The organism is Leptolyngbya sp. Cla-17 (assembly GCF_016807185.1).
GTDB lineage: Bacteria > Cyanobacteriota > Cyanobacteriia > Leptolyngbyales > Leptolyngbyaceae > ULC077BIN1.
On sequence record NZ_JAEVYN010000001.1, the window covers coordinates 1,965,640 to 1,977,538 of the forward strand.

The following is an 11,899-nucleotide window of genomic DNA, read 5'->3' on the forward strand; positions in this document are numbered from 1 at the left end:
GATAACTAGCTGTTTTTGCTGAGCAACCAATAGGTCGCCATTTCACCTTTTCCTTTTACGTCAACAATTCCCCGCCGTTCAAATTGATACTGATCTTTCAAGCGCTGGTAGGTAGCTTCGGTGACTTGAATTTTTCCGGGGATGCCATGAGACTCCATGCGGTTAGCAATATTAACGGTGTCTCCCCAGAGGTCATAGGTGAATTTCTTTTTGCCGATCACTCCAGCAATTACAGAGCCGGTATTGATGCCCACTCGGACGGCGATCGCGTGTCCTTCATAAGTGCGGAACTGATTGATTTCTTGCTGAATATCCAATGCCATATTGGCGATCGCTTCGGCATGATCAGAGCGTGGATTCGGTAGTCCTCCCACTGCTAGATAAGCATCGCCAATGGTTTTTATTTTTTCAATGCCGTGCTTCTCGCACAGGTCATCAAACACCAGAAAAATCCGATTAAGCAATCCAACTAAATCGGCGGCAGAAATATTTGCAGACAGATTAGTAAAGCTAACGATATCTGCAAACAGGACGGTTACTTCATCATAGTTTTCGGCAATTAGGGCTTTGGTATGCTGCTCTTGCAGTAGATTTAAGCTTTGTTTGAGTTGATTGGCGATCGCTTGGGGTAACACATTAAGCAGCAGCTTTTCGGAGCGTTCTTGTTCAGTTGCGAGGGCTTCCTCCGCCTCCTTACGAAGAGTAATATCTTCAACTACGCCCAGAATGCCGATGACATTGTAGTAGGGATCATGAATGGGAATTTTGCTGATATCCAGCCAGGATTTTTTGCCATCCAATGATTTAGCCTTAGGGGCAATGAAATGGAGTTGGGGCGTATCAGTTTCCATGATGTGGCGATCTTGGGCGCGAAACTGCTCGGCGATAGCCGGATCAGACAACAGGTCAAAATCGGTTTTGCCGATGATTTGATCCGGATCGTCAAGTTGGGCGGCTTCTGCCCAGTTTTGGTTGCAGCCCAAAAAGACCAGGTTAGTATCTTTCCAAAACACCTGTTGCGGAATGTTATCTAAAATCAAGCGGAGATATTGTTCTTTTTCCTGAAGGGCTGCTTCAGCCCGCTTGCGATCGCTAATGTCAAATCCGATCGACAAAATTTCATTAATCTCGCCTTGCTCATCCAAAATGGCTTTGATTGACCATTTGACCCAAACCTGTTCTCCAGTGCTGCGAGAGTTTTCAGATTCCGCATCCTGGTAGTGTTCTGGGGTTTGACACAGTTGCTCAATCCAAAGTTGCAGGTTCTCCCAAGAGTCTGCTTGAGCAGGAACCAGGGTGCCAATAATGTTTCGCCCTAAAATTTCCTGCTCTGTATAGCCAAAAAACTCTTGTCCATAGTGGTTTAGGAAGGTGATATAGCCACCCGTATTCCAGCGCAAGATGATGGTGTTGGCGGATTCTACCAAGTCGCGATATTTTTTCTGGCTTTCAGCGATCGCGGCTTCTGCCCGTTTACGATCCGTGATATCCTTCGTCACAGAAAGTAAGCAAGGTTCTCCTTCTAGCTCAATGATTTCAGCCGAGAGCAAGGCAGTCATTACTTCACCATTTTTTTTGCGAAGTTGAATTTCTAAGTCTTTGATCCCTGCTTGCTCGGCAATTAGGCGGTTTAGTTCTGTGCGATCGTCGTGGTTTGCCCAAGCACCCAAATCAAACATGGTTTGACCTAACACTTCTGCATGGGTGTAGCCAGACCCTTCTAAAAAGCTTTCGTTCACATCAATAAAGTGCCCCGTTTTCAGGGAAGTGATTGTGATGAAATCGGGAGAAGCCCGAAAGGCTTTGGCAAACTTTTCTTGGGAAATGTTGAGGGCTTCTTCAGTGCGGCGACGGGTTTGAGCCGCAATTCCTAAAGCGATCAGATCGGCAATGGAACGGGCAAAGCTTTGTTCTTCTACAGTCCAGTGATGGTTTTTGCCGACCTGTTCCAGGCAAACGACTCCAACAGTTTGTCCACCAGAGCGAATGGGCGTATCCAACAGGGAGGTAACCCCAGTTATTTTTAGATAAGAGTCAGCTAACTCTTGAGTGCGCGGATCGGTCTGAACAGCATCGGCTGTGATGGTGACTTCTTCTTCTAAAGCGCTGAAGTAAATCGGATAGTCGGTCGCCGTGAGTTGGGTGCCCGAAGTGTGTTGGTTGGGCGATCGCTGATACAAATCCAAACAGTGCAGCGTGGTGTAAGTGTCATTAAACCGCCACACACTCGCACGCTCTATTTCTAATGTGCGGGTAGCAGCTTCAGTAATTTGTTGAAGGGCAGCATCAAGATTACCCTCATTCAACACCGTACTTTTTGCCAGTTCTAATAAGATACGGTTTTGTTTTCGCAGTTGGCGATCATTTTGGCGGAGCGCTTCTTCTGCTTGTTGCCGTTCCGCTTCTCTGTGTTTGTGTTCGCTCACATCTCGTGCCACCCAAATGACCGTTTCTTGAGACAACGGTGACACATTCGCAGAAAACCAAATTGCCTGATCATCCACAACCAAGCAATATTCTACATTCACCACTTGACCCGTCTGCAAGGCTTGCCGAATTCCTCGCACCACCTTATCGGCTTGGTCGGTTGGCATCAACTCGTGGGCAGTCTTGCCGATTTGCTCCGATATTGGACTAATCAGTTGGGTCGGATCGGTGGACACAATTTTTAGAAATCGCCCATCTTGGTCATAGACGACGACTAAATCGATCATGGCGGCAAACAAAGCTCTGAGTTCGGCTTCCGCTGTGGCTAAAGAAGCGGTACGTTCTTGCACCCGCTGCTCTAAACTGGCATTTGTTTGTTCCAGGATGGTAAAAGATTCCTGTAACTGTTGAGCCATCCGATTAAAGGAGGTTGCCAAGGTTTCGAGTTCGGTAATCCCTTTTGCTTGCACATTTTGATGAAGTTGCCCATTGGCGAGGGCTTCTGAGGCGCGGCTCAGCTGCAAAATTTGGCGCGCAATCCAGCGAGAGGTGGGAATGCCAAATAGAGTTGCGGCGGCTAGGGCGATCGCACAGCCCAGCAAGGTATTGCGCGTATTGGCATGAATTTGCCCCATGAAGTCGGTTTCGGGCACCATCACCACAATTAACCAATCCAGTCCATAGGCGTCTTTCCAGGGCGTGACTAGCAAAAATTGGCGCTGATCTTGCAGACGAAATTCCAGCTTTTCAGTTTGATTAATTTTTCCCAAGTCGCCAAAAGTCTTGATTAAGAAATGGGTGCTATCGCGAATCATCAGATCAGAACTATCGGTGGCGCTGAGGCGAACGGCCTTGCCGCTGACGAGGCGAAATGGCTTTTCAGTTTTCGACGAGGTGGCAACCAGTTTTCCAGAGCGCTCTAAAATAAAGGTTTCTCCAGTTTTACTGACTTGAATGCTTGCCAGAAAGTCGCTAACTTGGGTCAAAATTTGGTCTACGCCCATCACCCCAATCAATTTTCCATCTTTGCCGTATAGCGGATAGTTTGCGCTAATGGACATGACCTCTGTTTTATCGTCCCAGTTATAAATGGAACTCCAAGCAGGTTTACGGACTTTCACACCATCCACATACCATCCTTCGGTCAAGGGGTTGTAGTTTGGAGTGATTTTGATCATCTTGGCGCGATCGCCTTGGGGTGTGGTGGTAAATGTGTATTGCTGATTCTTTGTTCGAGTCGATTTCTCGTTAATCAACAGCTCTCCAGTATCCAGTCGCTCAACCCCAATAAAATCGCCTTTTGGGTTGGCATAGCTGATGTAGCCCACATTAAATATGCTCATTTGCCGCCAAAAATATTTTCCGGCAACCTCAAAGTTTTGCAGGTTTAGCAACCCTAGCTCGATCGCGTCGGCATTGGTTCGGTTCAGTTGGAGCGGAGTTGCCAGATAATCATCTAAATGCTGATGAATCCGACTACCGGATTCATTGCGAACCTGGTTTGCTACTTCATTCACTGCTTTCTGCCCATTTTGGTAAGACAGCAAGCCAACTGCGACTACGGCTCCTATCACTTGAATGACCAAGGGCACAGCCATCACTAAATAGAGCGGAACCTTTTTCACAGCATTCGCTCGAGAATTCGCCGAAAAACGGGACAACGCAGGCAGCTTATTTAATACCATTGCAAAGGCATTCCCCCTGCTAAGGGCGAAGAGAATTAAATCAGCACTTTATGATTAGGGTTTAGGAACCGGGAAACAGGGTTAACGAACTTCTAACTCCCGACACTTGACACCTGAAACCAAACACCTGCTTCACCCGAATCCTACCACCCGATACCCAATACCTGATACCTAATACCTACTTAAATTAATTCAATTGCCCGTTTTGTTAGCGCTTCTGGGGTAATGCCGTTGAGTGCCATTAGTTCGCCTGCACTAGCGGTGGTATCGCCGCGTTTCCAGGCAAAGGTGTCCCGTTTGGTGGTGCTGCGAAGCATAACGGGTTCTAGCATGGCGCTGGCTCCGCCGATCACGCCGATAAGAGCATCGCCACCAAATAGGCGATCGAAGCCGGCATCATCCAAAAAGCCACCATCTGGCTCAGAACACATTTCCCACGCCACATCTGAGGGGCGATAGAGGCGGCGCGGACTGACGATCGCCACAATCCGTACGCCCGATCCCTGTGCCTCTAGCTGTTTGGCAGCTTCAAACACTGGATTGAGAATCATGTCGCCAATCACAGCAAACACAATGGTTTTGCTGCCCTGACTTTCGTGCAGGGCGATCGCGCCCTCTTTAAGCGCTTGTCGCGTTTGCTCAAACGTAGTGCGAATGGGCAACGGCGATTTGCTTGCGGTGATTACAATGCCTTTGTTTTGAGTCGCCAAACCCCAGTCATAGCAAACCTGGACGCTATTAGCATCGGGCGGAAAAACAGGAAACACATTGCCATTTCGCATCATCGCAGCGAAGTAAGCTTCGATTTCTGGACGTTGATGAGTCCAGCCGTTGCGTCCTTGCTCTAATGCCCCTGCGGTAAATAGGGTGATGGTAGATGGCGTAGGGCGGCGTAGTTCTGCCATTGCCTGAATCACCGTTTGCCAAATGGGTAAGCCGTTGATCGCAAAGGATTCGTAGGAACACCACAGCGTGCGGCAACCCATCAGAGCTAACCCGGCTGCCAATCCGGCACAGGCATCTTCGCTCAGCGGTTCATAAACCTGCCCAATTGGATTTTGGTTGTACAGCGGATCTGGTGTGGGGTGAATGATTTTGAGCGCCTGGTTGATGTTGGCGATGCCAGAAGCCTCATTGCCATCCGCGTTAGTTACCAAGTAGCTGGGATCGGTTTGCCCAACGTAGCCCACCAGCTTGCCCATGGTGGTGGTGGAAACTTTGGATTCTTCACCCAAGGCAAATTCTTCCAAAGGAAGTTGTCCCAAGTCAGGCAGCGATCGCACAAATTCGGTCACTACGGTTTTGCTAGCAGATCCGCCTCCGGCCCGGTTGCAGTTGGTTCGCACCACTTCCCAGGCTGCGGCAGGCAGGGCACGGGTTTTCAGTGCGCTTACAATATCAGGATTCTCTAAGGTGTGGTAGGCGTAAAGGTTGTGCGATTTGGCTCCCCGCGCATGAACTCCGGCTCCTTTCAACTGCTTGATAATAAAAACAGTCAATGTGCCGTTCAGCGCAGACTTTGCCGCTTTTTCCATACCCTCTAGAACGGCTTGAGTGAACGCCAATCGCTGTTTGAAAGAAAAAATCGTGCTGTCGATAAAGTCGCCCGGTTGGTTTTGGTCATCAAATTCTTTGGCATCCACCAGCACTATTTGTTCAAAGCCATTGCCACGCCAATATGCCATCATGCGATCGCTCGACATCGTAGACACCATGCTGTGATGCTCTTGGGAAAAGCCATTCCACACCAACACGGGCAGAAAATTAGTCGCGTTTGGATAAGCAGTATGGAAATGCGCCATGGAACTAACGATGTAGGGTTCGCCCAAACCGCCATCCCCTACCGTGAAGGGAAACAGCTTATCGGGATGGAGCAATGCGCCTGCCATAGCGAAGTGTTGCCCCTGACCAAGCGGTCCCGCTGGAGCGAGTAATCCTGGAATTTGCCCCGATAGGTGCCCCAGCAATCCGTGGCGTTCCCGGTAGCGATCGCGCAACTGCTGCACCGTTTCAATGCCCATATCTTCTAAGGAGCGATCCAAAAACATGGCGCTATAGAAACCAGGAGCATGGTGCCCCACTTCTGTAACAAAGTTTTTGTGCCCCAACATCACCAAGGCAGCATAAGCTTCTGCCTGACTGGCAAACCCGCCGGGATGCCCCGATGCTTTGCTGGCAGTTATTTGCAGCGTCAGGTAGCGCAACGCATCTGCATAGAGCAAGGTTTGATAAACAGCACAGGGATCATTCGGCGTAGTGATGGCAGTTTTGCCGTCTAAAATCGCGGGCATCATGCCATAGCGATCGAATTCAGGATAGGAATCTGCAAAATATTGAATTCCCTCACAAAATGCTGGAGCGGACTTGGGTGTAGGAGTAACTGCCGTCATGCTTGAGATACCTGGTGCAACGATGAAAGGGCGAAATCGCTCAATACTTTATCCTACACAGCGATCTACACAAAAAATTGATGGGCTTGATACTAACCTTTGCAGGCTAGCTATTGAGTTTTGGCAATGTAGGTTCGGGGTTCGGGGTTCGGGGTTCAGCACTCCGCACTCCGTACTTCGTACTTAAAACTCAAAAGAGGATTAAATCAGCTTTCTCTTCTGCCACACTTCACTGATCAAGCAAACAGGTTGGCAAGCCCTGCCAAGAGCCTTGATCTTCTACCATTGAACCGTTTGCCACCAGAAAAATACTTCCACCCTTGTCAACCACCCAGCCATTTGCCTCGATGATTGGATCTTTCCCTTCTCTGCTGCCTCCCCTCGCTTCTCCACCCTCCCTAGCTCCTTCTGCTCTTTGCCCATTGCCCTCTGCTTTCACTTCGACCCAAGAGGCAACGCCTTCACCACTCTGTAACGGATCGAAGGGATTCTCTGGTAACCCACCCCGCCCGGTTACTGTAAACGAACTCCGCTGAAAGCCACTTCCCGCCGCACATTTCTGATCAATTCGGTTGGAGGGATCGACCAGACTGACGGGCAACGGCTGTAATCCGCGACTCGGATCAATGCCGAGCGTATTAATCGCCACCACTCCGCTCACACCAAAGGTAGAACTAGCGGTAATGTCGCTGAACTCTGTTGACTTCGGACGAAACTGCAACCCATAAATCCCCTGGGCGGTAATGTTGACCCGACCACCACTGCCCGTAAACGCATTAGCGCTAATATCGCTGTTCTCGCCCTTCACTCCAACAATGAATCCTTTAGGAGTGTTGATGGTGATGTTGCCGCCATTGCCACCTAAATCAAACGTACCCGCCGTGGTCGAAATTTTACTGCCTCGCCGCATCAGCAACAGATCATGGATATTGAGGATAATATTGCCGCCATCACCCGATGTCGTAGTGGAGACAATTTGACTGCCGCGATCCATTTGCATTAAGGGCGTTGCAATCTCAATATTTCCAGCCCGTCCACTTCTAGGCGGCAAGAGAGCTAATAAATCAAGTTGCGTTTGTGGTAGTCCAAATTGCTGTAGGGAAAGACCGCTTCGGCGCTCCTCAAAAATGACTGTATCTTGAACTGAATTTGAATCGGCTGAAACCTTACCACTATCCAACAGCACAGATTTGCCTGCCAAAATTCTCAAACTACCAGCATCTCCCTCCCCAAACGTTTGGGTACTAACAACTCCGCCAGCGCGAATTGTCACGTTGTCTCGTGCAGAGATGGCTATGTTCCCAGAATCACCTTTGCCAAGAAGATTGCCAGAAGACACAAGCCCGCCTGATGCAGTAAAAGATCCTGTAGCTATGGAAATGTCGCCACCTTTACCTTCACCAAGTAGTAAAAAACTTGCTATTCCACTAGGGCTTATGACGCTAGCTCCATCAACCACAACTTGATCACGGGCATCAATCGTAATAGCTCCAGCATCACCTATGCCAGCAGAACTAGAATTCAATCCTGCTCCGTTAGTGATAAAAAGAGATCCTGTAGCAATTCGGATGTCTCCTCCGTTGCCGCTCGATCCCTGCTCGACTGAACTGCTCGCACTGCTAATCCGCCCACTATTGGGATTACCAATCCCATCAAATACAACAGTGTCGCGCGCATTGATCACAATATCCCCTGCATTTCCAATTCCTACAGTTGACGTAACCAAGTCAGCCCCATTTCTGACAAAGAGCGATCCGGTTGTAATCTGAATGTCTCCCCCTTGTCCCTCTGCCAAAACTAGAGAAGATACAGCACGACTTTGATTTTTGGAACCTTCTCCATCAAAAATCACAGAATCTTGGGCATTGATAATGATGTTGCCAGACCCCCCCTGCCCTAAGACTGGAGAAGTGGATAAAAGTGCGCCATTGGTGACTAACAATGTCCCTGTATTGATTTGCAAATCTCCTGCTCTACTAGTGGAATCACCCAATAGCACGGAGGTTATAGCAGCAGTGGGATCGCCATTGGTGTCTGTTCCGTCAAAGCGAGTAACACCTTGAACATTAATCAGGATGTTGCCCCCCTTTGCCGACCCTATAGCACCTGAAAATATATCTGAACCATCGGTCACCGATAAAGAACCAGCCTCTATAAGAATGTCTCCACCGTTACTTCCAAACGCTCCTGTGTCAATTTTTGAGCCATTCGCAATTTTAATATCTCCACGAGGTAAAGATGATGGAAATTGAAGGTTCAACTGAGTATCTGAGATACTTAGGTCTATAATTCCTGCCCCTGTTACACTACCCAACTGAATTGATCCACCATTAGCAATCAAAGAAGCGTTATCTAATGTCACATTGCCGCCTAGTAGAAGCAGCCTTTGATCAAGATACACATCTAAATTACTACCAATGACTTGAATGGGGGCTGGAGTACGCTGAGACGCTAGAAAACCACTAGGATCACCTACGAGATTCAATAAACTTTGACGATTACCTGGGTTTGTAGCACTAAATTGATGACCTCCGGGAAATGTGATGGCATCCACTGTGGTTGCAATAAATGATCCCCGTGTAGCACCCCCAATATCGAGCGAAGCATCGGGACCGAAAATAATTCCTTTGGGATTAATCAGGAAAAGATTGACTGCAAAACTATCTGTAAATATTTCACCGTTAATTAAAGAAGGACTTCCACCTGTAACACGAGCTAGGATATTGCGGATGTTATCGGCACTGAAAAAAACTACACTTTCACCTTGATTCAGGCTAAATCGTCCAAAGCTATGAAATAGGTTGGTGCCTACTGTGATGCCATCGCTTTGCTGAATTTGGTAGGCTGGTCCCGTCAAGTTTCGGGTAGTTCCCAAAGTGCCGTCAAAGGTGATGCTTTGAGAATAGGTTGGGGGTTGGGCAGTGAGGGGAGTAGCAGCGACGATGCAGGCTGATAAGGCGATGCGGTGTGACAATCTCAGCGGCATGATAGGTGACGGGGGGGGGGGTAGAATTGCGGTTATTCTACCAGCAGATTTAAGGAGCGATTACCAAAATTTCGGTTTGTGGCAGAGGCAACTGTGAACTGACAAAAGCCCTTTGGGCATCCAAGAAACAGCACAAGCGATCGCCCAAAGCCAGTGCTTGCCAGACTTGAATTTCAGCTTGTTGCCTCGCTGTTTGCAAATGATCGAGGAAAAGGAAACGCTGAAGACTTTTTAACAAGCAATACAGGCAAAGAATGTCTAAGAAGAATGAGGACCGCACATCATCTCCGCCCGCTTTGGGTCGGCAAAGACATTAATACAATTGAAGACCGGGCTTCAGCGGGGTAAATGGCTTTCTGAATGCGACGTGCTTCCTGAGGAGCTTGAAAATCCTCTGGGGATGGCAGGCTAGTATCTACAATGCGATGCCAGCCGTGGCCCGGTTCCAAGGTTGGCAGTTCAAAGATGACGGATTTCCAGTCAGCATTGAAAATAACATACAGGTGTTCTTGAATCGTGGGATGGTAGAGGCTAAATGCAATGCTATGGGAATCCTCACTCCAGTCTGGCTGACCTAATTTAAGCCCATGCCAGAGAAGATGGGGCTTGTGATCTTGAGCTGAAAGTTCTAAGAGACGCTCTTGTTGATACAGCTCAAGGGATTGGGTTAAGTGGATCATGCCTTGAACAAACCTTAGCAAATCGGCATGTTTGTCGATTAAGCTCCAGTCAAACCAACTGAGTTCGTTATTTTGACAGTAGGCGTTGTTGTTTCCCAATTGAGTACGCCGCACTTCATCACCCATCAGCAGCATCGGCGTTCCTTGAGACAGGAAGAGGGCAGTTAAAAAGTTTCTGATTTGGCGATCGCGCAAGCGCCCGATAATAACATCTTTAGTGTCTCCCTCAGTGCCGCAATTCCAACTGTGATTATCGTTGGCACCGTCGCGGCTCTGTTCGCCATTATCTTCATTGTGTTTGTCGTTATAGGAAACCAAATCATTTAACGTAAAGCCGTCGTGACAGGTGACGAAGTTGATACTGCGATTGGGTTCGCGATCAGGCTGCTGAAAAATATCTGGGCTGCCTAAAATCCGTGCCGCAAATTCATTGATTACGCCAGAATCGCTTTTGATAAAGCGCCGCACATCATCCCGAAACGGTCCATTCCATTCGGCAAAGCGATCGCCAATAAACGACCCCACCTGATACAATCCACCCGCATCCCATGCTTCCGCAATAATCTTAACGCCAGCCAACACCGGATCAGATTCAATCGACCATAGCAACGGCGGGTCTTCCATTGGATGCCCCAACTTGCCCCGTGACAGGCATGAAGCTAGATCAAATCGAAACCCATCCACATGCATCACATCCACCCAATAGCGCAAGCAATCCAGGATTAATCGAGTCACAACTTCGTGATTTGCTCTGACTGTATTGCCGCAACCCGTGTAATTGCTGTAATAGGTTGGATCTTTTTCTAGTAGGTAATAAGCGCGGTTTTCCAAACCTCTAAACGACAGAGTTGGACCTTCCTCATTTCCTTCTGCCGTATGGTTGAACACGACATCCAAAATCACCTCAATCCCCGCCCTGTGAAAAGCTTTCACCATATCTCGAAATTCATTCACTGGACCCAGCGGATCTTGGGAATAACTATAGGCACGATGGGGAGCGAAAAATGCCAGAGTGCTGTAACCCCAATAGTTTCTTAAGCCGGGTCGAGCATCTTGCTCATCAAATTCATGGATGGGCATTAACTCCACAGCCGTAATGCCTAATTGCTTTAAATAGGGGATTTTTTCAATCAGTCCAGCATAGGTGCCGCGTTTTGCTGGAGCAACCCCAGAGTTAGGATGGCGAGTAAAGCCAGCGACGTGCAGTTCATAAATGATGGTTTTGGCATAGGGAGTGTGAAGCGGGATGTCGCCTTCCCAGTCGTAGATAGTCGGGTCGAGGACAACGCTTCTTAAGGCTTGCGGGCAATTATCTCCGGGCAAAATTGCCGCTTCTCGGCTGTAATGCTCCCACCCAACCACGGCAGTAGAATACGGATCTAACAAAACTTTGTTGCCATCAAATCGATGCCCTTGGTCAGGTGCATAAGGACCATAAACTCGATAGGCATAAACTTGCCCAGCGGTAAGTTTGGGTACAAACACGTGCCAATAGTAAAACGTTTTATTATGCTTAGGATCAAGGTTAATTACCTGACTAGGCTGTGGATCATCCGGTGCAGCAAACAGCAAAAGCTCAACAGCGGTGCTGCTTTTGGAAAAGAGGGAAAAGTTGACACCATCTGGATAAACAGTTGCGCCTAATGGAAAACTCCGACCTGGCAAACTTTCCTGACTTATCGCATCCATTGCCTAGTGCCCCCAGAGAAATAATTTCTGACGGTTATCATA

General features: G+C 48.4%; 5 protein-coding genes. All 5 read right to left on the reverse strand.

Annotated features, from left to right (window positions below):
* Positions 1 to 5: 5 nt before the first annotated feature.
* Positions 6 to 4,052 carry an adenylate/guanylate cyclase domain-containing protein gene (locus JOY44_RS08685; protein ID WP_171573206.1) on the reverse strand — a complete coding sequence of 1,349 codons (4,047 nt, stop codon included), beginning with the start codon at positions 4,050 to 4,052 and terminating at the stop codon, positions 6 to 8.
* Positions 4,053 to 4,294: 242 nt separating this feature from the next.
* Positions 4,295 to 6,502, reverse strand: coding sequence for a phosphoketolase (locus JOY44_RS08690; RefSeq protein ID WP_171573207.1), 2,208 nt, complete (start codon positions 6,500 to 6,502; stop codon positions 4,295 to 4,297).
* A 229-nt stretch (positions 6,503 to 6,731) separates the two neighbouring features.
* Positions 6,732 to 9,488, reverse strand: a complete 2,757-nt coding sequence (locus JOY44_RS08695; protein ID WP_171573208.1) for a filamentous hemagglutinin N-terminal domain-containing protein — start codon at positions 9,486 to 9,488, stop codon at positions 6,732 to 6,734.
* 49 nt (positions 9,489 to 9,537) lie between these two features.
* Positions 9,538 to 9,687 carry a hypothetical protein gene (locus JOY44_RS08700; protein WP_203031957.1) on the reverse strand — a complete coding sequence of 50 codons (150 nt, stop codon included), beginning with the start codon at positions 9,685 to 9,687 and terminating at the stop codon, positions 9,538 to 9,540.
* Positions 9,688 to 9,769: 82 nt separating this feature from the next.
* A complete protein-coding gene (gene glgX / locus JOY44_RS08705; RefSeq protein WP_171573210.1) occupies positions 9,770 to 11,857 on the reverse strand; it encodes a glycogen debranching protein GlgX in 2,088 nt (695 codons plus the stop codon).
* Between the last annotated feature and the right edge of the window lie 42 nt (positions 11,858 to 11,899).